Here is a 20,521-nt window from a genome sequence, read left to right on the forward strand (position 1 = left end):
GTCGGCAGAACTCAGACATAATCCCGGGGCAAGCAGCATGCCCCGGGAGGCGATCTTGGCGACCGACGCCACGCAGACGACGAGCGAATTCAATGCAGATTGCGCACGCGAACCCATCCGGGTGCCGGGCAGCGTGCAGCCACACGGCTTCCTGCTGGCGCTGAGCACGCCGGATGGGGTGATCCGCCAGCTCAGCCGCAGCGTCGAGCACTGGCTGGGCCATCGCGCCGAAACGCTGCTCGGCAACGCATTCACCGGCTTGCTGGCACAGCCACAACAGCCGCTGCCACTGGCGCTCGACGAGCCACATGCCGAGCCGCACCACCTGGGCACCGTGGCGCTGTGCGCCGCCGATGGCACGATCCGCCGCTTCGAGTGGGTGGTGCACCGGCAGGATGACATCACCGTGCTGGAATTCGAACCGGCCGCCGAAGGCGCCGAGCAGGCCTTCAGCAGCATGTACCCGCTGGTGCGTACCTTCGTGGCCCAGCTGCACGAGGCGGACGACATCGCCACGCTGTGCGCGCTGGCCGTCGGCGAAGTCAAGCGCATGACCGGCTACGGACGGGTACTGGCTTATACCTTCGATCACGATGGCCACGGTCGGGTGATCGCCGAGGAAACCGACCCTGGCTACGCGCGCTACCTCGGGCTGCACTTTCCCGCATCCGACATTCCGGCGCAGGCACGCGAGCTCTACGTGCTCAACCGCATCCGGGTGATCCCGGACGCCGACTACCAGCCCTCGCCGTTGCTGCCGCCACTGCGCCCCGATACCGGTGCGCCGCTGGACCTTGGCTTTGCCATGCTGCGCAGTGTGTCGCCGATACACGTGCAGTACATGAAAAACATGGGCACGCAGGCCTCGATGTCGATCTCCATCGTGATCGAGGGCCGGTTGTGGGGGCTGATTTCCTGCCATGACCACGCGGCCAGACCGGTGCGCTTTCACACGCGGACCGCCTGCGAGCTGCTGGGCAACCTGCTGTCGCTGCAGATCGAGGCCAAGGAAGCCCATCACCTTGCCACGCACATGCTGTCGCTGCGGCGCCAGGTGGTGCACATGCTGTCCGCGATGGCCGATCGCGACAGCGTCACCGGCGGCCTGTTGCAGATGCCGCAAGGCATGCTCGACTTCGCCCGCGCCAGCGGCGCTGCCATCGTCACCGCCGGCCGGGTCGATCTCGTCGGCGAGGCACCGCCGGTGGCACAGGTTCGCAAGCTGGTCGAATGGCTGAGCGCCGGACCGCCGCGCGACCTCTACGCCAGCGACAGCCTCGCACGCGACTGCCCGGAACTGCCCGAGCTGCAGTTGCATGCCGGTGGCCTGTTGGCCGTATCGATCTCCGAGCTGCACCCGCACTACCTGATCTGGTTCCGCCCCGAGACCATTCGTACCGTCAATTGGGCGGGCGAGCCCGCCAAGGTGGCGAGCGATGCGAGCGGGCAGCCACGGCTCGGCCCACGCGCCAGCTTCGCCAGCTGGCAGGAAACGGTGCGCGGCCAGGCCACGCCGTGGGACGACGCCGAGCTCGATGGCGCGCTGGAACTGCGTAGCGCCGTGCTCGGTATCGTGCTGCGCAAGGCCGAGGAGCTGGCCGAACTCGCGGACGAGCTGAAGAAGAGCAACCGCGAGCTCGAATCGTTCTCCTACAGCGTGTCGCACGATCTGCGCGCGCCCTTGCGCCATATCGCCAGCTACGCCGAGCTGCTGATCGACACCGAGCAGGAGATGCTGACCGAGCGCGGCCAGCACTTCCTCGACAACATCGCCGAATCGGCGCGCTTTGCCGGCCAGTTGGTGGACAACCTGCTGACCTTCTCGCAGATGGGCCGCTCGGAAATCCGCCCCGGCCGGGTGAACGTGGACGAGCTGATCACCAGCATCCAGCGCGAGATGCTGCCCGACTACATGGACCGCGAAATCGAATGGACGGTGGAGCCGATGCCGCGGCTGTGGGCGGACGGCACCTTCCTGCACCTGGCGCTGCGCAACCTGATCGCCAATGCCATCAAGTACACGCGGCCGCGCGCCAGGGCCAGCATCGAGATCGGCGCCTACAACGACAATGACCGCGATGTGCTCTACGTGCGCGACAATGGCGTCGGCTTCGACATGCGGTATGCCAACAAATTGTTCGGCGTGTTCCAGCGCCTGCACCGCATGGAGGATTTCGAAGGCACCGGGATCGGCCTTGCCAACGTGCGGCGCATCGTCGAGCGCCACAATGGCCAGACCTGGGCCGAGGGTGAGCCCGACGTCGGCGCCACCTTCTATATCGCGCTGCCCAAGGCCGGATCGGCGCACACCAAGCAAAGGTCGACGCATGCTTAAGCCCATCCTGTTGGTCGAGGACAACCCCAAGGATCTGGAACTGACGCTGATAGCGCTCGAACGCAGCCAGCTGGCCAACGAGGTGGTAGTGGTGCGCGATGGCGCCGAAGCGCTCGATTGCCTGTTCCGCCGTGGTGATTTCGCCCACTGGCTGGGCGACAACCCGGCGGTGATCCTGCTCGACCTCAAGCTGCCCAAGGTCGACGGGCTGGAAGTGCTGAAGACGGTGCGTGAATCGCCGGAGCTGCGCAGCATTCCCATCGTGATGCTGACCTCGTCGAGCGAGGAGCCGGACCTCAGCCGGGCCTACCAGCTGGGCGTGAATGCCTATGTGGTCAAGCCGGTGGAATTTCGCGATTTCGTCGCCGCCATCGCCGAGCTCGGCATCTTCTGGGCGGTGCTCAACGAGCCGCCGCCGGGCAGCGCGCGGATGCGGGTGATCGGCCAGCGCACGCGCCGGCCACGCGGTACGGGCAGTGCCGATGAATAGTCTCGTCGGCGTACCGCCCACCCGGCTGATGCGGGTGGTCCATGTCGAAGACAACGCCATGGATGTCGAACTCACCCGGCTGGCACTGGAGCGTGCCGGTTTCCATGCCGACTGGCAGGTGGTGGAAACCGAGGCCGATCTGATCGCGGCGCTGACGGGCGCCGTCGACATCGTGTTGTCGGATTACCTGCTGCCGACCTTCTCCGGTGCTGCCGCGCTCGACCTCGCCGCCCGGTTGGCGCCCGGCGTGCCGTTCATCTTCCTCTCCGGCGTAATGGGCGAGGAAACCGCGGTCGACATGATGCGCCGCGGCGCCACCGATTACATCGTCAAGCAGCGGCTGTCGCTGTTGCCTGCCTCGATCGCGCGCGCGCTCACGCTGGTGGACGAGCGCCGCCGCCGCGAACGGGCGGAACAGGCGCTGGTGACCAGCCGCATCAACACCCAGCTCGCCGCCGAATCGGCACAGCTGGGCATGTGGGATTTCCGCCCGATCAGCGGCGAATTGATCTGGGATGTACGCTGCCGCGAGATGTTCGGCCTGGCGCCGGATGCAGCGGTTACGCTGTCCACCTTCGAGATGGGCGTGCACCCGGACGACCGCGGCCGGATGATGGAACTGATCGCCCACATCATCCATTCCCCGGCCGCACCCGAGTGCAATACCGATTTCCGCGTGGTGCACCCGGATGGCACGCTGCGCTGGATCAACACTTGCGGCCGCGCCTTCTTTCACGATGGCCTGTGCACCCATTTCGTCGGCGTGGTGATGGACGTGACCGAGCGCCATCAGAATGCCGAGGCGATGACACGGCTCAATGCCGCGCTGGAGGAGCTGGTTGCCCTGCGCACCAGTGAGCGCGATCGCGTCTGGACGCTGTCGGACGATCTCTTGGCGGTGTTCCATCCCGATCTCACCCCAGTCTCGCTCAACCCGGCATGGAGCAACGCGCTGGGGCTGTCGGAATCGCTGCTGCTCGATGGCCCACTGTACCGCTATATCGCCGCCGAAGATGCCGAGGCCGCACGCAGCGCGCTGGCCCGGCTGCTGCCGGGCCTGACCGTGCGCTTCGAGACCCGGCTGCAAGGCGCGCGCCACCAGCACTGGCTATCCTGGACCGTCGCCGGGGCCGACGCGCTGCTGTTCTGCGTGGTGCGTGACGTGACGGCGGAAAAGGCACGGCTGGCGGAACTCGCCAGCGCCAACCAGCAACTGCGCGACCAGATCGCACAACGGCAACGGATGGAAGCGACGCTGCAGAAGATGCAGCGGCTGGAGGCAGTCGGCCGGCTCACCGCCGGCGTCGCCCACGATTTCAACAACCTGCTCACGGTGGTGCTGAGCAATGCCGGTTTCGTCGAACGCGACCTGCGCAATGTCGAGGTCGGCGACAAGACCCGCCAGCGGCTGCAGAACATCGCCAGCGCAGCCAAGAGTGGCGCCCGCCTCACCCACCAGTTGCTGAGCTTCTCGCGTCAGCAACAGCTCGCCACGCAGGCGGTCAATCTGAACGCGCTGATCGGCGCGATGCTGGACCTGCTGGCCAGCAGCCTTGGTGGCACCGTACAGCTGGAAACCCGCTTGGCCGACGACCTGTGGACCGGTTTCGCCGATCCCACGCAGGTGGAGATGGTCATCCTCAACCTTGCGATCAATGCGCGCGATGCCTCGGCCGAGGGCGGGCGCATCGTGCTCAGCAGCTGGAATGCCAGCGTCGCGGGCGAGGCCCCGCAGCCGGGCGCCCCGGTGCCCGGCGACTACGTCTGCCTCGCTGTCGAAGACCAGGGCCATGGCATGACCGCCGAAGTAATGAGCCAGGCATTCGAGCCCTTCTTCACCACCAAGGAGGTCGGCAAGGGCTCGGGCCTGGGGCTTGCCCAGGTCTATGGCTTTGCCATCCAGTCGGGCGGCGGCGTCACGCTGTCGAGCGAGCCGGAGCATGGCACACGGGTGGTCGTCTACCTGCCGCGCTGGCACGCCAACGCCGCACCAGCGGAAGCGCCATCGGCCCCGCTTGCCGACACCGCGTTCAGCCCGCTCACCGTGCTGATGGTCGACGACGATCCACTGGTGCGGCTCGTCAATGCACAACACCTGCAGGATCTCGGGCACCAGGTGCTGGTGGCCGACAGTGGCGAAGCAGGCCTCGCGCTGCTGGCCGCCAGCCCCAAGGTCGATGCGCTGGTGGCGGACTACGCGATGCCCGGCATGAACGGCGCCGAATTCGCTCGCCGTGCCCGGGTACAGCAGCCGCAACTGCCGGTGGTGTTCGTCACCGGCTATATCGAGCACGACCAGCTCGACCTGCCCAATACCACCATCGTGCAGAAGCCCTATACGGCTGCGCTACTGGGCCAGCAACTGAACCAACTGCTCGCGCGCAGCTAGCTGCTCAGGCCGTGGTCCGCGCAGCCGCCAGAAACAGCCCGAATGCCTGCCGGGCCCCGGCCTGCGCCGGTGCATGCACAGCGGGATCGAGCGCTTCCAGCCGCCGCAGGAAATCGGGCCACAACGGCAGGCCCTCGCCGTGCGCCAGATAGTTCGATGCGGCACGCATCGCGGTATCGCCCTGAGCGTCGAGTGCGCGCTTCAATTGCCGCGCCCCCAGCCGAGAGCCTTCCAGCACGTAAAGCAGCCCCCAGCTTGCCGCCGGGTCGCAGGCCTGATCGAGCACCGGGTATTGCCGCGGTAGCTCCCCCAGCAGCGCCAGATCCGCCTGCAATGCCGCGCTGCGACGGCGTTGCGGCCAATCGGGCAGCAGTGCCGCCACACCCGCTGCCTCCAGCGCGGCCTCCAACGGAACCAGTGCAGCGGCCTGGCGCCGCAGGAAACGGGCATAGCGCGCGGCGTCGGCGAATGGCGCATCGTCGAGCAGCGCATCGAGTTCATGGTGCAGATCGCGCGTGGCATCGCGCAGGGTCAGTCTCAGGCTCATCGGCAACGGCGGTGATCGGGCAATGCGCCATTGAACCGCTGCAGTGGTGACGGCTTCAAGCACCGCATCCGGCACTCTTCACGTCGGGCTCAGGCGAGCCGCTGCCATTCGCCGCCGATCAGGCCCTCGATCGGCTGGTACTGGGTCTTGTAGGCCATCTTGCGGCACTCGCCGATCCAGTAGCCGAGGTAGACGTAGGGCAGGCCCAGCTGCCGGGCCAGCCCCACCTGCCACAGGATGTTGAACACGCCGAAGCTGGCGTGCGTCACTTCCGGATCGTAGAAGGTGTAGACCGACGACAGCCCGTCCTCCAGCTGGTCGATCAGGCTGACCATGCGCACCTCGGCGCCTTCGCGGAATTCGGCGAGAAAGCTCGCGACATTGCTCTTGAGGATGAAGCTCTCGTATTGCTCGCGGCCGTCCTCGTCCATGCCGCCCCCCGAATGGCGTGCAGCCTGGTAGCGCTGGTACAGCCGGAAATGCGCCTCGGAATACTCGAGACCGAGGATGCGGGTCTTGAGGTTGGCATGCTGCTTGCCGGCGCGGCGCTGGCTGCGATTGGGCTCGAATTCGGCCACCGGCAGGCGCACCGGCACGCAGGCCTGGCAGGCATCGCAGTGCGGCCGGTAGACGAACTGGCCGCTGCGGCGAAAACCGTGCTGCACCAGCTGGCTGTAGGTGCGGGTATCGATCAGCTCGGACGGCACGGCCACCTGGGAGCGCGCCATCTCCTCCGGCAGGTAGCTGCACGGATAAGGCGCTGTCGCATAGAACTGCAGTTGAATCGCGTGGCCGCGCGGATTCATGTAAGCGCTCCCGGGTTGTGGTGCAGGTAGGACCAGCGTTGCGGCGGTGCCGTTTGCGCCGTCAATATCGCCAGCGTAGCAACAAATTCGTCACGGGCAATGTCCCGGGCACCAAAACGGACCAGATGATCGGTGCGCATCTGGCAATCGATCAGGCCAAAGCCCTGCGCATCGAGCCAGCGCACCAGATGGACGAAGGCGATCTTGGAGGCATCTGGGGCACGGGCGAACATCGATTCGCCATAGAACATGCGGCCGATCGCCACACCGTACAAGCCGCCGACCAGCTCGCCATCGATCCAGCATTCGGCCGAATGCGCGTGCCCCAGGTGGTGCAGCGCGCCGTAGGCGGCGCGCATCTCGTCGGTGATCCAGGTGCCACGCACGCCGCTGCGTGGGCCGGCGCAGCCGGACAGCACCTCATCGAAGGCGCTATCGAAGCGCACCGTGTAGCGACGGTGCCGGATCACCTTGGCCAGTGAGCGCGGCACATGGAGCTCGGCCGGAAAGAGCACCGTACGCGGGTCCGGGCTCCACCACAGGATGGGCTCGCCCGGCATGAACCAGGGAAAGATGCCGGCCCGATAGGCCGCCAGCAGCCGCTCGGGAGCAAGATCGCCACCCGCGGCCAGCAGGCCGTTGGGATCGACCAGCGCGCGGGACAACGGCGGGAACAGCGGGGCTTCGCCCAGCCAGGAGATCATGGCCATGCGGCGGCGATGTCAGCCCCGCTTCTGGCGCCTCTGCTGGCAGTCGGCACAAACGCCGTACAGGTAAAGCTCGTGATCCTGGATCTCGAAGCCGTGTTTCTCGGCAATGGCGTCCTGGCGCTTCTCGATTTCCGGATCGTAGAACTCCTCGACCTTGCCGCACTTCACGCACACCAGGTGATCGTGGTGACCGCCCTGGTTGAGCTCGAACACCGCCTTGCCCGATTCGAAGTGGTGGCGCACCAGGATGCCCGCCTGCTCGAACTGCGTGAGCACGCGGTAGACGGTGGCGAGGCCGATGTCGGTGTGGTCGTTCAGCAGCAGCCGATACACGTCTTCGGCCGTCATGTGACGCTGTTCGCTCTGCTCGAACAGATTGAGGATTTTCAGACGCGGTCCGGTGGCCTTCAGTCCGGCTTCTTTCAGGTCGGCGGCGTTGCTCATGGTTTCTCTCGGCTGCGACAAGTGTTCAACCCCGGTATGATATAGCCTTTGACCCGTACGACAAACGCCGTGCGCCCGCAAACCGTTGCGGCACGCCCATCCCGAGCCCCCGCTTTCCCCGTGAATCCAGGCATGCACATCATCAAACCGACCCTGCTCTCGCTGGCGCTCGCCGCGCTGCTCGCGGGCTGCGGCACGCTGAACGCCGTTCCCCATTACAAGCTCGACATCCCGCAAGGCAACGAAGTGACCGCCGACAAGGCCGACCAGCTCAAGGTCGGCATGACCCGCAGCCAGGTGCGTTTCCTGCTCGGCACGCCGCTGCTGAACGACCCCTTCCACGCCGACCGCTGGGACTATGTGTACAGCGACGCCAAGGGTGGCAAGCTGCAGCAGAAGAAGGCGCTGTCCATCTTCTTCGACGGCGACAGCGTGGCCCGTTGGCAAGGCGATACCCTGCCGGCAGTCGCAGACCAGCGCGCAATCAAGCTTGCGCCCGACCAGAAGAAGGACGACACCATGAGCTCGGAGATCAATCCGGGCGCAGCCGGCACCGGCAAGGACGTCGAGGTCAAGCCGCTGCTCGACAAGGAATTCTGACCATGACGATCAAGATTGCGATTGCCGGCGCCTCCGGCCGCATGGGCCGCATGCTGATCGAAGCAACGCTCGCGGCGCCGGACTGCGAACTGCACGCTGCGCTCGATCGCGCTGGCGGTGACAGCATCGGCACCGATGCCACCGCCTTTCTCGGCAAGCCCAGTGGCGTGGCGATCACCGCCGATCTCGCGGCCCTGAAAGGCGCCGACGTGCTGATCGACTTTACCCGCCCCGAGGGCACGCTGGCCCACCTTGCGCTCTGCCGCGAACACCACGTGAACATGATCATCGGCACCACCGGCTTTGACGAAGCCGGGCGCGAGGCGATCAAGGCCGCCAGCGGCGACATCGCCATCGTCTCGGCCTACAACATGAGCGTGGGCGTAAACCTAGTGTTCAAGCTCCTGGAAGTGGCCGCCCAGGTGTTGAACCAGGGCTACGACGTCGAGATCGTCGAGATGCACCACAAGCACAAGGTCGATGCCCCGTCCGGCACTGCCATCGCCATGGGCGAAGCGGTGGCCCGCGCCTGGGATCAGGAGCTGAAGAACATTGCCACCTGGTCGCGCGAGGGCATCACCGGCGAGCGTGAGGAAGGCCGCATTGGCTTTGCCGCGCTGCGCGGTGGTGACGTGATCGGCGATCACACTGCCGTATTCGCCGGCCCCGGCGAGCGTATCGAGATCACCCACAAGGCAAGCAACCGCACGATCTACGCCCAGGGCAGCCTGCGCGCCGCGCGTTTCCTCGCCGGCCGCACGTCCGGCCACTTCAGCATGCAGGATGTGCTGGGCCTCAACTGACGCAGACAGCACCTGCAGAATGGGGCGCCACAGCGCCCCATTTGTTTTGCCCTGCGTAAAAAAGGAACGGGGCGCCGCTGGCGCCCCGTGGGTCTTCGAGTCCGGATCAAGTTCGAGTGCTTGGCCTGGGCCCGGATACGGGCTCATCTGCGCGCTGCATGCCGCGCGCTGATCCGTCTTCAATCGCGACCGCATCACTGCGGCAACGCCTTTGCCAAGGTTTGAGTTAAAGAACGATCTTCCGATTCATCGCCATCAGGCCGGCTCGTGGCCCCGAAGACGATTTCAACTTACGCCCGTGGCCGACGCTTTTCAACATGAATGTCATGAACGGTCGCAGCACCGTTGATCCAGCACAAGTCGATCGCCGGTGATGCGAACGTTGGCCCGCCATTGCGGTCCAATCGTGCTCGCCAAAGCTAGGCGTGGCTACCGGCGACAAAGCCGGACGACCAGGCCCACTGGAAGTTGTAGCCGCCCAGCCAGCCGGTCACATCGACCACCTCGCCGATGAAAAAAAGCCCCGGCACCGTCTTGGCCATCATGCTCTTGGAATCGAGGCCGCGCGTATCCACACCGCCGCGCGTGACCTCGGCCTTCTTGTAGCCGACAGTACCGGACGGGATCACCTGCCAGCGCTTCAACCGTTCCGCCAGCTGCGCCAGTGGCTTGGGCCCATATTGCTTGAGGGGCTTCACCTCGCCGAACTCCGCCGCAATGGCCTGAGCCAGCCGGCGCGGCAGTACTTCGGCCAGCACCGTGGACAGCAGCGCATCGCGATTAGCGCCGGCGAGGAACTCGGTGGCATCGAGTTCCGGCAGGAAATCGATGCTGATCGCCTGCCCCGGCTGCCAATACGACGAAATCTGCAGAATGGCGGGGCCGGATACACCACGATGCGTCAGCAGGATGGCCTCGCGAAAGCGCGTCTTGCCGCAGGACACCACGGCATCCTCAACGGCCACACCGGCCAGCTCTTCCCACAGGTCATGCGGCTGGAAGGTGAGCGGCACCAGCGCCGGTGTGGTCGGCACGATGGCAAGGCCAAACTGCCTGGCCACCTCGTATCCGAACGCAGTGGCACCGATCTGGGGAATCGACAGCCCGCCGCTGGCGATCACCAGGGCCTCGCATTGCCAGGTTTCCGCAGCGGTCCGCACCACGAAGCCAGATTCGGTGCGTTCGATGCCAAACACGCCGGTGCCCATGCGCCAAAGGACGCCAACAGCGTCGACCTCGGCCTTGAGCATGTCGATGATGGCCTGCGAGCCATCGTCACAGAACAACTGGCCCAGCGTCTTCTCGTGGAAACCCAGGCCGTGCTTTTGCACCAGCTTGATGAAATCGTGCTGCGTGTATTGCGCCAGCGCCGACTTGCAGTAATGCGGGTTCTGCGACAGATAGCATTCCGGCCGCGCATCGAGGTTGGTGAAGTTGCAGCGCCCGCCACCGGAAATGCGGATCTTCTCCGCCAGCTTCTCGCTGTGGTCGATCAGCGTCACCCGCCGACCGCGCGCGCCAGCCGTGACCGCGCACATCATGCCGGCGGCCCCGGCCCCGATCACCACCACATCGGTTGTCTGCATCGTCATCTGTATATCCTCGCCAGGCCGCGATTGTAAGCGAGGCCGCGATGGAACATGCGCCCGCGTGTCCCGTACACTGCCGGTTCCACCTAACCGAGACCGCCATGCGTCTGCGCCTGCTGCCCTTGCTCTGCCTTGCCCCGCTCGCCCACGCCACGCTGATCGTCACCACCGTCGAAGGCGAGGTGCGCCAGGGCAATGCCCCCGTGACGGTATTGCGCGCGCTCGACGGCGCCGAGGCAGTCCAGCTTGCCGCTGGGGCGACGCTGCGCATTGCCGATACCGCCCGGGCACGCAGCGGGCTCTGGACCGGGCCTGCCACGCTGCAGCTCGCCGCCAGCGGCCCGCGCCGCAGCGATGGCGCTGACGCCCGCGAACGTACCGCCCTGCCGGCCGGATTGCGCCAGGCACTGGAGCGCGCGCCAGCCAACCTCGCTACGGTGGCCACGCTGGGCGATGACCTGCCAAGCCGGGTGATCAGCCCGAAACTCAAGCGCGCGCAGCAGCAATACCAGCAATGGCGCAAGCAGTTTGCCCGCGACGACATCACACCCGAGCTCTACCTGCTCGATGTGCAACTCGCCGCGCGCGACGGCCTGGGCCTGCAAGCCACGCTGGCCGAAATGGCCCGCCGCCAGCCGCGCAATGCCGAGCTCGCCCGGCTCTCCGCCCACCTCGTCGCACTCAACCTGCCGATGGCGCCCCAACGTGGTGCTGAGGTGGAGGTCGCGCCGTATGCCGAACGCTGATCGCCTTACGTTTACGCTGCGTCCGGCATCGGGAAAAGACGCTTCGCAGGTGGCTGAGCTGCTGATGTCGTCGCGCGAAGCCTTCATCCCCTATGCGCCGATCGCACATCCGCCAGCCACCGTCCATGATTGGGTCGAACAGGTGCTGATTCCGTCCGGGGGCGTCTCGGTCGCGTGCCAGGATGGCACCATTCTTGGTGTGCTGGCCGTGTCCCACGATGACGGCGCCGGCTGGATCGACCAGCTGTACGTCGCTCCGGCCTGTGCCGGCCGGGGAATAGGCTCTGCGCTGTTGCAACTGGCGCTGTCGTCACTCACGCGGCCCATCCGGCTGCGTACCTTTCAAGCCAACAGTGGGGCTCGCCGGTTTTACGAGCGTCATGGCTTTCGGGCGCTGTCCTGCACCGACGGCAGCGCAAACGAGGAACGCTGCCCCGACGTGCTGTACGAGCTCTCCACGCAATGATCGACGCGGCGGCAGCGCCCCCGCCCCGCCTCCCGCACGAGCAGGAACCCAAAATGACTGGATTGATCCGTCGCAGCAGCCCTGAAGGCCGTGTCAAAAGCGGCCGCAACCCCAACACCGTGCAACCGCAGGACGTGCTGGCCTTCTGGTTCGGCCCGCCCGACGAGGCGCTGGCGTTCCGCCAGCAATGGTTCAAGCGCGACGATGAATTCGATGCGGCCATCCGCAGCCGTTTCCTCGCCGTCGTCGAGGCGGCGCTCATTGGCGAGCTCGATCATTGGGCCGATGGCCCGGATGGCGCGCTGGCGCTCGTGATCGTGCTCGACCAGTTTCCGCGAAACCTGTTTCGTGGCAGCGCGCGCGCCTTTGCCGGGGACGAGGCCGCGCGGCGCCATGCCACGCAGGCACTCACGCAAGGCTGGGTGCAATCACTGGCGCCGCTACAGCGGCTGTTCGTCTACCTGCCGTTCGAGCATTCCGAATCGCTCGCCGACCAGGATCGCTCGGTGGCGCTGACCCGGCCGTGGCAGGATCAGCCGGATTTCGCCGGCTTCTACGACTATGCCGTGCGTCACCGTGATGCGATCCGCCGTTTCGGCCGCTTTCCGCATCGCAACGCGGTGCTGGGCCGCGAAAGCACCACGCGCGAGGCGGCGTGGATCGCCGAACACGGCGGGTTCTGACTCGACGGTTTTGCCTATATTGTCTACCGTGCATGATCGTGCGCCGGCTAGGCAGTATTCCGGATCGGCGACGGCAACGTGCTCCGATAAAATCAGGGTTTGCTCATCGTCCTTCGGAATCGCCATGCTCCAGCTGATCGCCACCGACCTCGACGGCACCCTGCTCGCCCCCGACCACACCGTGAACCCGGATACGGCCGCCACGCTGCAAAAGCTGGAAGCCATGGGCGTGAAGTTCGCCATTGCCACCGGCCGTCACTATTGCGACGTGAAGGCCATCCGCAGTGTGCTGGGCATCCGCGCCTACCTGATCACCTCCAACGGCGCACGCGTGCACGATCCGGATGACGTGCAGATCCACGCAGAGAACATCGAGCCCGAACTGGTGCGCGAGCTCACCCAGCCCGAGTTCGCCGCTGGCACCTCGCTCAGCCTCTACCTGAGCAACGAGTGGTTGATTGCCGCGCCGAACGAGAGCCTGATGAAGTACCACCAGGATTCGGGCTTCTTCTATCGCGTGGCCGACGTGCCGAACTACAGCGGCGAGGACGTGGGCAAGATCCTCTACATCGGCGAGCACGCCCACCTGCTCGATCTGGAAACCAAGATCCGCGAGCGTTTCGACGATGAGCTCTATGTGACCTTCTCGGCGCTGGACTGCCTGGAGGTGATGGCGCCCACCGTCTCCAAGGGCCACGCGCTGACCGTGGTGATGGGCGAACTGGGCATCGATGCAGCCCATTGCGCCGCCTTCGGCGACAACCTGAACGACGCCGAGATGCTGCAGACTGCCGGTCACCCTTTCATCATGGGCAACGCCAGCCCGCGCCTGCTGGAACGCCTGCCCAACGTGCCGCGCATTGCCAGTAATGCCGAAGCCGGGGTCGCCCTCAAGCTGCACGAACTGTTCGGCATCTGATTTTCGCGTCAACGCCGCAGCGGTGATGTCGTTGTGCTAGGAACAGGAAAACCGTCCCTGGAGCGCCATCATGAAACCGCTGCTGCCCATCATCATCCTGTGCCTGCCCGCCGTGCCGCTCGCTGCCGGGGGCGGCGGCGGTGGAGGAAGTGGCGGAAGCGGTGGTGGCAAGCCCGCCACGGCCACGCAGCTGCACGATGCGGAGCGCGATATCGAACAAAAAGACTGGCCCGCCGCGAAACAGAAGCTCGACAGCGTGCGCGCAAGCGACCCCAACAATGCCGATGCCTGGAACTGGACCGGCTACGTGAACCGCAAGCAGGGCCGCATCCCGGAAGCGCTTGCCGCCTATGATCGCGCGCTCGCGCTGGATCCCAAGCACCTGGGCGCCTATGAATATCGCGGCGAGACCTGGCTGTTGGCCAACAAGCCTGAGGCCGCCGAAGCCGATCTCTCACAGCTGGCCCGGCTATGCGGCGAATGCGAGCAGTACCAGGATCTCAAGGCCGCCATCGCCGAATGGCACGCGGCGCATCACTGAGCAATGGATATGACAACAGGCCCCGCGGGGCCTGTTGTCGTTGGGGCGTGATGTACTCAGGCCGCCAGCGAATCGACTAGCACCTCGAACGCACCAGCGCCGCGGTTGTACTGGTAGAGCGCGCCCTGCTCCAGATCGAAGTACCAGCCGGCCAGCTCCAATTCGCCGCGCTCGACGCGCTCCGCGATGAAGGGAAAGCTCAGCAAGTTGTCGAGCGAGACCACGATGGCCGCCATTTCGCAACGACGCAGGCGGATCGCCGGATCATCACCCGGCGCCAGCACTTGGTAGCGCGCGCGCTCGGCGATGCGCACCCAGCGGCCAACGAAATCGGCATCGGTCTGTGGCTCGTAGCCTTCCACCAGCGCGCGGATCCCGCCGCAGGCGAAGTGGCCCAGCACCACGATCTGCTTCACCTTGAGCACGCACACCGCGTATTCGATGGCGGACGACACGCCATGGAAGGTGCCGTCGACTTCGTAGGGCGGCACCAGGTTGGCGACGTTGCGCACCACGAAGATGTCGCCTGGGTCGCAATCGGTGATGATGGCCGGATCGACCCGGGAATCGGAACAGGCAATGAACAGGGTGCTCGGATTCTGGCCGCGCTTCAGTGTTTCGAAGAGCTGGCCTTCGCCGGCGAAATACTTGTTCTGGAAGCGGCGGAAACCGCCAATCAGCTTGTCGGCATCGGACATATATTCACTCCCGGTCGGCGCCGCAAAGGCGGCAGGCTGTTGGTCGGCGGCGATTGTACAGGTAAATCCCCTTGCGGCCGGCAGTTGATTACGTTACATAAACAGTTCTAACTAGAATCATTAGGAGGTCATCGTGTCGCAAGCCCCGTTCCTGCCGGTGTTGCGCGAGCTTGCCTGTTGCTACCAGGCGTTCGAGCGTCTGTCGGGCCATCACATCCGCCAGGTCGGGCTTACCCCCGGCCAGTTCGATGTGATCGCCACGCTGGGCAATACCTGCGGCATGAGCTGCCGCGAACTGGGCGAGCACACGCTGATCACCAAGGGCACGCTGACCGGCGTGCTCGACCGCCTGGTGGAGCGCGGCCTGATCAGCCGCGAGATCACGCCCGGTGATCGGCGCAGCCTGACGGTGGCGCTGACCGACGCTGGCCGTGCGGTGTTCGAGCAGGTGTTTTCGCCCCACGTCGCCTATCTTGAACCGGCGTTCGCCACCTTGTCGCCCGAGGAACTTTCCACCATCGAAGCCAGCCTGAAGCAGCTGCGTGCGGTCATGGAACAGGGCTTCGGCGATTGTTGCGAAAAGCTGAATAATTAATCACGCATCCCCACGATTTTCGGCGGAAACATTGTGTCTATGATGCAGCGTCATCCGGCCCGAATCGGCTTATCCCTGCCCAGACCGAGGAAGAAGACATGGCTGCAGAACGTTACGACGGCGTACAGAAAAGCCTGCACTGGCTGATCGCCCTGCTGATCCTTTCCGCGTTCGGACTCATCTGGTACATCGGCTCGCTGCCGCTGTCGCCGCTCAAGTTCAAGCTCTATTCGTATCACAAGTGGATCGGCATCAGCGTGCTGATCCTGTTCGTGGCACGCCTGGCCTGGCGTCTGAAGCACGGTACGCCGCATGAACTGCCGGGCCAGCCCGCCTGGCAGACCCGGCTCGCTGCCGGCGTGCACCACCTCTTGTACCTGCTGATGGCCCTGGTGCCGCTGCTGGGCTGGGCGATGAGCTCGGCCAAGGGTTTCCCGGTGGTGCTGTTCGGCGTAGTCCCGCTGCCGGATTTCGTCCCCAAGGACGAAGCGCTGGGCCATATCCTGGCCGAGACGCACGAGGTGGTGGCGTACACGCTGCTGGTGGTGGTCGGCCTGCATGTGGCCGGCGCGCTCAAGCACCACTTCATCGACCGCGATATCACGCTCAAGCGGATGCTGCCCGGCCAGCACTGAGCCACGCATCCGTACAACAACCAGGAGAAACCATGAAACGCATGCTCGCCGGCGCGCTCGTCGCGCTCTCCCTGGCCGCCCCGGCCTTCGCCGCGCAGACGCTGGTCCCGGCCAAGAGCCAGATCGGCTTCGCCTTCAAGCAGATGGGTGTGGGGGTGGACGGCAACTTCAAGACCTTCGCCGCCCAGGTCGCATTCGACCCGGCCAAGCCCGAAGCCACGCAAGCCACCTTCACCGTCGACTTGGCCAGCATCGATGTCGGCGGGCCGGACGGCAATGCCGAGGCCAAGAAGAAGGCCTGGTTCGACGTGGCCACCCATCCCAAGGCCACCTTCACCGCCAAGAGCGTGAAGGCGCTGGGCGGCGGCAAGTTCGAAGCCCGCGGCCCGCTCACGATCAAGGGCACCAGCCGCGACGTTGTCGCCCAGTTCACCGCCAAGCCGGTCGGCAACGATCTGCAGCTCGATGGCGGCTTCCCGCTCAAGCGCCTGCAATACAAGCTGGGCGATGGCGCCTGGGCTGACACCGAGACCGTCGCCGACGACGTGCAAGTCAAGTTCCGCTTCACCCTCGCCGGCAAGCCCGGCCAATAAGCACTGGAGAAACCCACCGTGAAACTGCTGATCGCCTCGCTGTTCGCCGCCGCTGCCACCGCAGCCGTCGCCGCTCCGCAAACCTACGAGATCGACTCGACCCACACCTACCCGCGCTTCGAGCTCAACCACCTGGGCTTCTCAGTGCAGCACGGCGTGTTCGACAAGACCACCGGCACCATCGTGATCGACAGCGCCAAGAAGTCCGGCAGCCTCGACATCACCGTCGACACCACCAGCCTCGACACCGGCCTCGCCAAGCGGGACGACCACCTCAAGAGCGAGGATTTCTTCAACGTCGCCAAATTCCCGACCGCCACCTTCAAGTCGGACAAGCTGAAGTTCGACGGCGACAAGCTGGTGGGCGTGGATGGTACCTTCACCCTGCTGGGCGTTTCGAAGCCGCTGACCCTCACCGTGAGCAACTTCAAGTGCGGCCAGCACCCGATGGCCAAGAAGCAATGGTGTGGCGCCGAAGCCACCGCCACCTTCAAGCGCAGCGACTACGGCATGAGCGCCTATGTGCCGGCCGTGGGCGACGAAGTGAAGCTGACCATCCAGGTGGAAGCCGGCCTGAAGTAAGCGCCAGCGCCCGGACAAAAGCCCCGCAATGCGGGGCTTTTTACTGCGCGTTCAGCGCTGCTGCAGACTGTGTTCAATGACCGCAAGCTGTTCCGCCAGCGACAAGGAGATCGCCAACGGCAGCACATCCGCTTCGTCCGGCCCCGGCGCTTCCAGCGCGTCGAGCTGGCTTTGCAGCAGACTGGTAGGCATGAAGTGGCCGGCACGCCCGCTCAATCGCTGCGCGAGCAAGGTGGCGCTACCGTAGAGGAACACAAAGCGTACACCGGAATCGGCCTGCCGCAGGCGGTCTCGATAGCGCCGCTTCAGCGCAGAGCAGGCGATCACCAGCGGGATGTCCCCGCAGTCCTGCAAGGCCTCGGCGATCCGCGCGAGCCATGGTGCACGATCGGCATCGGTCAGGGGCTCGCCCGCCGCCATCTTCGCGACATTGGCCGGCGGATGCAGATCGTCGCCATCGACGAAACGCCAACCCCGCCGCGCCGCCAGCGCAGCACCGACAGTGGATTTGCCGCTGCCGGATACGCCCATCACGATGATGTTCGATGCCATCGTATCCTCCCTCACCACGCAGGGTAGCGGGCACCACGCTGGCTGGCGAGCGTCGGCACCGATCAGAGAAAGCGATGCATCACCAGCGCCGGGATCAGCCCCAACGCGGGATGGCGGAACACGCCCGGCACACGGCCGACCACGGCGAAACCGTGGCGCTCCCACAGCCGGATCGCGCCGTGGTTGCTGCTGACCACGAAATTGAACTGCATGGCCTTGAAGCCGAGTGCCCGCGCGGTATCGAGCGAGTGCAGGCACATGGCGGAGGCGACGCCCTGGCCGCGCGCGGCATCGGCAACCATGTAGCCGGCATTGGCCACGTGATCGCCCAGGCCTAGCTGGTTGGGCTTGAGGTAATAGGTGCCAACGATGGCGCCGCCCAGCTCGGCCACGTAGGTGCGCAGCGGCAGCTGCATCCATAGCCGCTCCGCTTCCACCTCGTCGGTCTCCGGCGCATAGACATAGGTGTCGCCGCGCGAGACCACGGCGCGGAAGATCGGCCAAATGCTGGCGAAATCCTCGGCAGTGGCTACGCGCACGGTCAGCGCAGACAGGGGCTTGGCGGGATACGACATGCAACAACTTTAGCAGTAACTAATGCTTACGGGCACCCCGGCGGGATCGGTGTTTTCCACGATGTCCGACCACAGCAGCACATGGCTGGGCTGCAGTGCGCGCAGGCCATCGCCCTCGTCGACCACCTCGCCGTATAGCAGACGCCAACGCTCGCCCTGCCCCAGCGGCAACACCGCGCAGGTGGCGATATAGGCATCGAGGCACCGCGCAGGCCAGGGCAGCGCGCCAGCTACGCCGGCAAAGCGCCCCGCCAATACCCGAACCCGCAGCCCGGGCGCCGTCACCACCGGAATCTGGCATTTGCAGCAGCGCACTTCGTCGCCGGTATGACCCGGCAACCAGGCTACGTCGGTACGCTGTAACGCCGGTGACGCAGCCAGCAGTGCGACATCGCCAGGCTCCAGCCGCTCACGGGGCCCGAGTGCCAGCGGCGCAGTAGCATCCTCGAATACGCAGATCAGCCCTCCGCCGTCCATATTCCCCGCTCCAAGTAAAAGAGCCCGGCAGTGCCGGGCCCATGGTCAGACTACCGATACGGATCAGGCAGCGAGTGCCACGATTTCCTTCTCGGCCGATGCCAGCGCCTCGGCCTTCTTCGCGTCGCCCATGTTCACGCCTTCGGCACGCACGAAGCGCACATCGGTGATGCCGAGGAAGCCGAACACCGTCTTGAGATAGGCCTCCTGGTGATCGAGTGCACGCAGTGCTTCGCTGGCCGAGTACACGCCGCCGCGGCTCGATGCCACGAGCACCGTCTTGCCGGTGGCGAGGCCCACCGGGCCATTCTCGGTGTACTTGAAGGTGCGGCCGGCCTGGGCAATGCGATCGATCCATGCCTTGAGCTGGCTCGGGATCGAGAAGTTGTACATCGGCGCACCGACCACGATCACGTCCGCGGCCAGGAACTGGGTCAGCAGCGCTTCGGTGAGCTCGGTTTCCGCCTTCTGCACAGCGTTGTGCGCCTCGGCCGGAGTGAAGCGGGCGCCAAGGATTTCGCCGGAGAGGTGGGCCGGGGTGTCGGTCGCCAGATCCAGGTAGTCGACCTGGGTACCGGGGTGGGTGGCTTGCCATTCGGCGGCAATACGCGCAGTCAGCTGGCGCGAAACGGAGTTGGCGGCAAGGACGCTGGAATCGATGTGCAGCAGCTTCATGATGGTTTCTCCTGTCGGGTCGTCACCACGCGTCGTGGTGTTGGAGTGCATTCTGCTGCTGCGTCGATTCCATGATAAGCCGGCGAAAATGCGATAGATTGTCCCACCAATAGGACAATCGAGCCGCACCATGCAGGATCTGAACGACATGCTGTATTTCGCCGAGGTGGTCGACCGCGGCGGCTTCGCCGCGGCGAGCCGCGCGCTGGGCATTCCCAAATCGCGCCTATCGCGGCGGGTGGCCGAGCTGGAAGCACGCCTCGGCGTGCGGCTGATGCAGCGCACCACCCGCAAGCTGTCGCTCACCGAGACCGGCGAGCTGTATTACCGCCATTGCGCGGCGATCCGCGACGAGGCCGAGCGCGCTGGCGAGGCGGTGGCACACGTGCAGGCCGAACCACGCGGCACCATCCGCATGGTCTGCCCGGTGACGCTGGCGCAGACGGTGATCGGCCACCTGATGCCGCGTTTCCTCGCCGCCTACCCGCAGGTGAAGGTGGACATGCAGGTGAGCAACCGCGTGGTCGACCTGATCGAGGAAGGCGTGGACCTGGCACTGCGTGTACGCCCCACGTTGTCTGACAGCGGCAGCCTGGTGGTGAAGCAGCTCGGCCGCACCAGCACCATGCTGGTGGCCAGCCCCACGCAGCTGTTGCGGCAGGGCCAGCCGAGCCGGCCAGAGGAGCTTTCCTGGCTCGATACCGTGGCGATGTCGGCGGTGGACGGCCGGGCCACCCTGCGGCTGATCGGGCCAGGCGGTGCCGAATTCGCCCTCCAGCACTACCCGCGCTATATCGCCGACGATCTGCTGACGCTGCAGCTCGCCGTGCTCAGCGGCCTGGGCGCGGGCTACCTGCCGCAATACATGTGCGAGGACCAACTGCGTGACGGCCGGCTGGTGCCAGTACTGCCGGATTGGTCGCTGGCGCCCGGCCTCTTTCACGCGGTATTCCCTTCGCGCCGCGGCCTGGTGCCGGCGGTGCGCGCACTGCTCGACTACCTGGCCGAGCACGTGCCGATGTGCCAGGAGATGGATGCGCAGCGGACAAGCGCCTAGCGCGACAAACCGGT

The 20,521-nt window shown here is 65.7% G+C and carries 25 protein-coding genes; 15 read left to right on the plus strand and 10 right to left on the minus strand.

Features of this window, described 5'->3' with window-relative positions:
* Nucleotides 1-55 precede the first annotated feature (55 nt).
* The 3 genes from FLM21_RS14390 to FLM21_RS14400 are packed head-to-tail and all read left to right on the plus strand — an operon-like array spanning nucleotide 56 to nucleotide 5,214.
* Nucleotides 56-2,335 (plus strand): ATP-binding protein, encoded by a 2,280-nt coding sequence (locus FLM21_RS14390; protein ID WP_246120729.1) that lies wholly within the window; start codon nucleotides 56-58, stop codon nucleotides 2,333-2,335.
* On the plus strand, nucleotides 2,328-2,825 hold the full coding sequence (locus FLM21_RS14395; protein WP_148716233.1) for a response regulator: 498 nt from the start codon (nucleotides 2,328-2,330) through the stop codon (nucleotides 2,823-2,825). The genes FLM21_RS14390 and FLM21_RS14395 overlap by 8 nt, the downstream gene beginning before the upstream one ends.
* Entirely contained in the window at nucleotides 2,818-5,214 is a 2,397-nt protein-coding gene (locus tag FLM21_RS14400; RefSeq protein ID WP_148716234.1) for a PAS domain-containing hybrid sensor histidine kinase/response regulator, read from the plus strand. The genes FLM21_RS14395 and FLM21_RS14400 overlap by 8 nt, the downstream gene beginning before the upstream one ends.
* A 4-nt stretch (nucleotides 5,215-5,218) precedes the next feature.
* Here FLM21_RS14400 and FLM21_RS14405 read toward each other — a convergent pair whose 3' ends face one another.
* The 4 genes from FLM21_RS14405 to fur all read right to left on the minus strand — a co-directional run bounded on the left by FLM21_RS14405 (nucleotide 5,219) and on the right by fur (nucleotide 7,721).
* Nucleotides 5,219-5,761 (minus strand): biliverdin-producing heme oxygenase, encoded by a 543-nt coding sequence (locus FLM21_RS14405; protein ID WP_148716235.1) that lies wholly within the window; start codon nucleotides 5,759-5,761, stop codon nucleotides 5,219-5,221.
* An 89-nt stretch (nucleotides 5,762-5,850) separates the two neighbouring features.
* Nucleotides 5,851-6,567: an arginyltransferase gene (locus tag FLM21_RS14410; protein ID WP_148716236.1), complete on the minus strand. Its 717-nt coding sequence runs from the start codon at nucleotides 6,565-6,567 to the stop codon at nucleotides 5,851-5,853.
* Nucleotides 6,564-7,271, minus strand: coding sequence for a leucyl/phenylalanyl-tRNA--protein transferase (gene aat, locus FLM21_RS14415; RefSeq protein ID WP_148716237.1), 708 nt, complete (start codon nucleotides 7,269-7,271; stop codon nucleotides 6,564-6,566). Before aat ends, FLM21_RS14410 begins: the two co-directional genes overlap by 4 nt.
* 18 nt (nucleotides 7,272-7,289) lie before the next feature.
* On the minus strand, nucleotides 7,290-7,721 hold the full coding sequence (gene fur, locus FLM21_RS14420) for a ferric iron uptake transcriptional regulator (protein WP_148716238.1): 432 nt from the start codon (nucleotides 7,719-7,721) through the stop codon (nucleotides 7,290-7,292).
* A 132-nt stretch (nucleotides 7,722-7,853) separates the two neighbouring features.
* On the opposite strand from fur, the gene FLM21_RS14425 reads away from it, so the two are divergent.
* A complete protein-coding gene (locus tag FLM21_RS14425; protein ID WP_148716239.1) occupies nucleotides 7,854-8,321 on the plus strand; it encodes an outer membrane protein assembly factor BamE in 468 nt (155 codons plus the stop codon).
* A gap of 2 nt (nucleotides 8,322-8,323) precedes the next feature.
* A complete protein-coding gene (gene dapB, locus FLM21_RS14430) occupies nucleotides 8,324-9,124 on the plus strand; it encodes a 4-hydroxy-tetrahydrodipicolinate reductase (RefSeq protein ID WP_148716240.1) in 801 nt (266 codons plus the stop codon).
* 419 nt (nucleotides 9,125-9,543) lie between these two features.
* Here the strand turns inward: dapB and FLM21_RS14435 are convergent, their stop codons facing one another.
* Nucleotides 9,544-10,710, minus strand: coding sequence for a BaiN/RdsA family NAD(P)/FAD-dependent oxidoreductase (locus FLM21_RS14435; RefSeq protein ID WP_148716241.1), 1,167 nt, complete (start codon nucleotides 10,708-10,710; stop codon nucleotides 9,544-9,546).
* 104 nt (nucleotides 10,711-10,814) lie between these two features.
* Here FLM21_RS14435 and FLM21_RS20865 point away from each other — a divergent pair, with 104 nt between their 5' ends.
* The 5 genes from FLM21_RS20865 to FLM21_RS14455 all read left to right on the plus strand — a co-directional run bounded on the left by FLM21_RS20865 (nucleotide 10,815) and on the right by FLM21_RS14455 (nucleotide 14,068).
* Nucleotides 10,815-11,459, plus strand: coding sequence for a hypothetical protein (locus FLM21_RS20865; RefSeq protein ID WP_187359915.1), 645 nt, complete (start codon nucleotides 10,815-10,817; stop codon nucleotides 11,457-11,459).
* 49 nt (nucleotides 11,460-11,508) lie between these two features.
* Nucleotides 11,509-11,925, plus strand: a complete 417-nt coding sequence (locus FLM21_RS20870) for a GNAT family N-acetyltransferase (protein WP_187359916.1) — start codon at nucleotides 11,509-11,511, stop codon at nucleotides 11,923-11,925.
* A gap of 53 nt (nucleotides 11,926-11,978) precedes the next feature.
* A complete protein-coding gene (locus FLM21_RS14445; protein WP_148716243.1) occupies nucleotides 11,979-12,608 on the plus strand; it encodes a DUF924 family protein in 630 nt (209 codons plus the stop codon).
* Between the two features lie 124 nt (nucleotides 12,609-12,732).
* Complete coding sequence (locus tag FLM21_RS14450) at nucleotides 12,733-13,527, plus strand: Cof-type HAD-IIB family hydrolase (protein ID WP_148716244.1); 795 nt, start codon at nucleotides 12,733-12,735, stop codon at nucleotides 13,525-13,527.
* A gap of 70 nt (nucleotides 13,528-13,597) precedes the next feature.
* Nucleotides 13,598-14,068 (plus strand): tetratricopeptide repeat protein, encoded by a 471-nt coding sequence (locus FLM21_RS14455; RefSeq protein ID WP_148716245.1) that lies wholly within the window; start codon nucleotides 13,598-13,600, stop codon nucleotides 14,066-14,068.
* 56 nt (nucleotides 14,069-14,124) lie between these two features.
* On the opposite strand, the gene FLM21_RS14460 is transcribed toward FLM21_RS14455, so the two are convergent.
* Nucleotides 14,125-14,766 (minus strand): carbonic anhydrase, encoded by a 642-nt coding sequence (locus FLM21_RS14460; RefSeq protein WP_148716246.1) that lies wholly within the window; start codon nucleotides 14,764-14,766, stop codon nucleotides 14,125-14,127.
* 133 nt (nucleotides 14,767-14,899) lie between these two features.
* On the opposite strand from FLM21_RS14460, the gene FLM21_RS14465 reads away from it, so the two are divergent.
* The 4 genes from FLM21_RS14465 to FLM21_RS14480 all read left to right on the plus strand — a co-directional run bounded on the left by FLM21_RS14465 (nucleotide 14,900) and on the right by FLM21_RS14480 (nucleotide 17,171).
* Nucleotides 14,900-15,361: a MarR family winged helix-turn-helix transcriptional regulator gene (locus tag FLM21_RS14465; protein WP_246120730.1), complete on the plus strand. Its 462-nt coding sequence runs from the start codon at nucleotides 14,900-14,902 to the stop codon at nucleotides 15,359-15,361.
* A gap of 98 nt (nucleotides 15,362-15,459) precedes the next feature.
* Nucleotides 15,460-15,996: a cytochrome b gene (locus tag FLM21_RS14470; RefSeq protein WP_148716248.1), complete on the plus strand. Its 537-nt coding sequence runs from the start codon at nucleotides 15,460-15,462 to the stop codon at nucleotides 15,994-15,996.
* Between the two features lie 32 nt (nucleotides 15,997-16,028).
* Entirely contained in the window at nucleotides 16,029-16,589 is a 561-nt protein-coding gene (locus FLM21_RS14475; RefSeq protein ID WP_148716249.1) for a YceI family protein, read from the plus strand.
* 18 nt (nucleotides 16,590-16,607) lie between these two features.
* Complete coding sequence (locus tag FLM21_RS14480) at nucleotides 16,608-17,171, plus strand: YceI family protein (RefSeq protein WP_148716250.1); 564 nt, start codon at nucleotides 16,608-16,610, stop codon at nucleotides 17,169-17,171.
* 51 nt (nucleotides 17,172-17,222) lie between these two features.
* On the opposite strand, the gene FLM21_RS14485 is transcribed toward FLM21_RS14480, so the two are convergent.
* From FLM21_RS14485 to FLM21_RS14500, 4 genes are all read right to left on the minus strand, one after another.
* A complete protein-coding gene (locus FLM21_RS14485; protein ID WP_187359917.1) occupies nucleotides 17,223-17,723 on the minus strand; it encodes a gluconokinase in 501 nt (166 codons plus the stop codon).
* Nucleotides 17,724-17,785: 62 nt separating this feature from the next.
* Nucleotides 17,786-18,298: a GNAT family N-acetyltransferase gene (locus FLM21_RS14490; protein ID WP_148716251.1), complete on the minus strand. Its 513-nt coding sequence runs from the start codon at nucleotides 18,296-18,298 to the stop codon at nucleotides 17,786-17,788.
* Between the two features lie 9 nt (nucleotides 18,299-18,307).
* Entirely contained in the window at nucleotides 18,308-18,775 is a 468-nt protein-coding gene (locus FLM21_RS14495) for a pirin family protein (protein WP_148716252.1), read from the minus strand.
* A gap of 63 nt (nucleotides 18,776-18,838) precedes the next feature.
* On the minus strand, nucleotides 18,839-19,450 hold the full coding sequence (locus tag FLM21_RS14500; RefSeq protein ID WP_148716253.1) for an FMN-dependent NADH-azoreductase: 612 nt from the start codon (nucleotides 19,448-19,450) through the stop codon (nucleotides 18,839-18,841).
* A gap of 130 nt (nucleotides 19,451-19,580) precedes the next feature.
* On the opposite strand from FLM21_RS14500, the gene FLM21_RS14505 reads away from it, so the two are divergent.
* On the plus strand, nucleotides 19,581-20,507 hold the full coding sequence (locus FLM21_RS14505; protein ID WP_148716254.1) for a LysR substrate-binding domain-containing protein: 927 nt from the start codon (nucleotides 19,581-19,583) through the stop codon (nucleotides 20,505-20,507).
* Nucleotides 20,508-20,521: the final 14 nt, after the last annotated feature.

Source organism: Chitinolyticbacter meiyuanensis, from assembly GCF_008033135.1.
GTDB lineage: Bacteria > Pseudomonadota > Gammaproteobacteria > Burkholderiales > Chitinibacteraceae > Chitinolyticbacter > Chitinolyticbacter meiyuanensis.

What these genes read in the sequence shown, in the direction of transcription:
- FLM21_RS14395 (WP_148716233.1), top strand. Translation starts at nt 2,328, where the DNA reads ATGCTTAAGCCCATCCTGTTGGTCGAGGACAACCCCAAGGATCTGGAA.
- FLM21_RS14425 (WP_148716239.1), top strand. Translation starts at nt 7,854, where the DNA reads ATGCACATCATCAAACCGACCCTGCTCTCGCTGGCGCTCGCCGCGCTG.
- FLM21_RS14490 (WP_148716251.1), bottom strand. Translation starts at nt 18,298, where the DNA reads ATGTCGTATCCCGCCAAGCCCCTGTCTGCGCTGACCGTGCGCGTAGCC.
- aat (WP_148716237.1), bottom strand. Translation starts at nt 7,271, where the DNA reads ATGATCTCCTGGCTGGGCGAAGCCCCGCTGTTCCCGCCGTTGTCCCGC.
- FLM21_RS14405 (WP_148716235.1), bottom strand. Translation starts at nt 5,761, where the DNA reads ATGAGCCTGAGACTGACCCTGCGCGATGCCACGCGCGATCTGCACCAT.
- FLM21_RS20865 (WP_187359915.1), top strand. Translation starts at nt 10,815, where the DNA reads ATGCGTCTGCGCCTGCTGCCCTTGCTCTGCCTTGCCCCGCTCGCCCAC.
- FLM21_RS14455 (WP_148716245.1), top strand. Translation starts at nt 13,598, where the DNA reads ATGAAACCGCTGCTGCCCATCATCATCCTGTGCCTGCCCGCCGTGCCG.
- FLM21_RS14450 (WP_148716244.1), top strand. Translation starts at nt 12,733, where the DNA reads ATGCTCCAGCTGATCGCCACCGACCTCGACGGCACCCTGCTCGCCCCC.
- FLM21_RS14435 (WP_148716241.1), bottom strand. Translation starts at nt 10,710, where the DNA reads ATGCAGACAACCGATGTGGTGGTGATCGGGGCCGGGGCCGCCGGCATG.
- FLM21_RS14475 (WP_148716249.1), top strand. Translation starts at nt 16,029, where the DNA reads ATGAAACGCATGCTCGCCGGCGCGCTCGTCGCGCTCTCCCTGGCCGCC.
- FLM21_RS14400 (WP_148716234.1), top strand. Translation starts at nt 2,818, where the DNA reads ATGAATAGTCTCGTCGGCGTACCGCCCACCCGGCTGATGCGGGTGGTC.
- FLM21_RS14485 (WP_187359917.1), bottom strand. Translation starts at nt 17,723, where the DNA reads ATGGCATCGAACATCATCGTGATGGGCGTATCCGGCAGCGGCAAATCC.
- FLM21_RS14445 (WP_148716243.1), top strand. Translation starts at nt 11,979, where the DNA reads ATGACTGGATTGATCCGTCGCAGCAGCCCTGAAGGCCGTGTCAAAAGC.
- FLM21_RS14470 (WP_148716248.1), top strand. Translation starts at nt 15,460, where the DNA reads ATGGCTGCAGAACGTTACGACGGCGTACAGAAAAGCCTGCACTGGCTG.
- FLM21_RS14410 (WP_148716236.1), bottom strand. Translation starts at nt 6,567, where the DNA reads ATGAATCCGCGCGGCCACGCGATTCAACTGCAGTTCTATGCGACAGCG.
- dapB (WP_148716240.1), top strand. Translation starts at nt 8,324, where the DNA reads ATGACGATCAAGATTGCGATTGCCGGCGCCTCCGGCCGCATGGGCCGC.
- FLM21_RS14495 (WP_148716252.1), bottom strand. Translation starts at nt 18,775, where the DNA reads ATGGACGGCGGAGGGCTGATCTGCGTATTCGAGGATGCTACTGCGCCG.
- FLM21_RS14460 (WP_148716246.1), bottom strand. Translation starts at nt 14,766, where the DNA reads ATGTCCGATGCCGACAAGCTGATTGGCGGTTTCCGCCGCTTCCAGAAC.
- FLM21_RS14505 (WP_148716254.1), top strand. Translation starts at nt 19,581, where the DNA reads ATGCAGGATCTGAACGACATGCTGTATTTCGCCGAGGTGGTCGACCGC.
- FLM21_RS14500 (WP_148716253.1), bottom strand. Translation starts at nt 19,450, where the DNA reads ATGAAGCTGCTGCACATCGATTCCAGCGTCCTTGCCGCCAACTCCGTT.
- fur (WP_148716238.1), bottom strand. Translation starts at nt 7,721, where the DNA reads ATGAGCAACGCCGCCGACCTGAAAGAAGCCGGACTGAAGGCCACCGGA.